Annotated in this window: 1 protein-coding gene; it reads right to left on the reverse strand. The window is 54.3% G+C overall.

Features of this window, described 5'->3' with window-relative positions; translation table 11 throughout:
* Positions 1-38: 38 nt before the first annotated feature.
* A protein-coding gene (locus MHX52_RS10285; RefSeq protein WP_370642252.1) for an IS3 family transposase occupies positions 39-1231 on the reverse strand; the annotation gives its coding sequence in 2 pieces (ribosomal slippage) (positions 39-949 and positions 949-1231; 1194 coding nt in all).
* Positions 1232-1303 lie beyond the last annotated feature (72 nt).

Below are 1303 nucleotides of genomic sequence, written 5' to 3' on the forward strand. Positions count from 1 at the left end.
GGGCCTGACCCCCGGAAAGTAGACACGTCGGGGGTTAGCTATGCTGCTTGGGTCAGTGTAGCTGAATTAAGTGCTTCGAAGGTATCGGGGGCTAGAAGGTTGCACCAGGAGTGTCGTCTGCGGGTGTTGTAGCGCATGCACCATCGGAAGACTTCCTGGCGGCAGATGATGGGATTGTCAAAGACTTTCCGATCACGCAGGACTTCACGTTTGAGGGTGGCGTTAAAGGATTCTGCCAGGGCGTTATCGGCACTTGTGCCCACTGCGCCCATGGATTGGCGTACACCAAGCTGGGCGCAGTGATCCCTAAAGGCTTGTGAGGTGTACACACTGCCGTGATCGGAATGGAAAATTGCTCCTTTAAGGCTTCCGCGGACGTTTCTGGCTTGGGTTAAAGCTTCGGTAACCAGCGATACCCGCATGTGATCGGCGAGCGCATGACCGACGAGCTTGCGTGAGTAGGCGTCGATGACCGTGGCTAGGTACATGTTCTTGCCGCCCTTACACGGCAGGTACGTAATATCGCCTACATAGAGCTCGTTTGGCTTATCAGCTGTGAATTTACGGCTTACTAGATCTGGCATGACGCGGTGGCCAGGCTTACGCCTGGTGGTGATGCATCGACGCCGCTTAGTAAAGCCTTTAAGCCCCATGGATTGCATGATGCGTGCGACCTTCTTGTGATTGATCGGGGGAAAGCCCGTATCGTCGTTGAGGCTTGCAGCGATGCGTTTAGCACCATAGAGCCCGTGCTCGTCATCGAAGATGGTCTTGATTCTTGCACCAATAAGGGCGTCAGAACATATCTTTGACCTTCGTTTATCGCGGGTGTTGACCCATTTGTAGAACGAGGAGCGATTGAGCTTTAACACGTGGCACATCCGCTTGACCGAGTACTCGGTTCGGTGGTCATCGACAAACTGGAAGCGGATTACCAGCGTGTCTCTTCGGCAAAATATTTCGCGGCCTTGCGCAGGATGTCGCGTTCTTCGCGCAGCTTAGAGACTTCTTTTTCTAGCTGGCGGATTCGCTCGGAGTCAGTCGTCGCCTGGGCCTGGTCGCGCAAGGTTTTGGTGCGGGCACGTTTGCCGGTGCCGTACTGCTTAAGCCAAGTGAAAAGTGAGGAACGATTGACTCCAAGCTCTGCTGAAGCCGCGTGAAGTGTGAGATCCTCGTTGTTTTCGTAGAGGGCCACAGCATCACGTTTGAACTGTTCGGAGTACCTAGGCATGGTGGTAGATTACCTTTCTTCCCAACCCAACTGGGCTGGATATCAGGTGTCTACCTAACGGGGGTCAGGTCC

The organism is Corynebacterium sp. ACRQJ (assembly GCF_022346045.1).
In the GTDB taxonomy this organism is placed as follows: Bacteria; Actinomycetota; Actinomycetes; order Mycobacteriales; family Mycobacteriaceae; genus Corynebacterium; species Corynebacterium evansiae.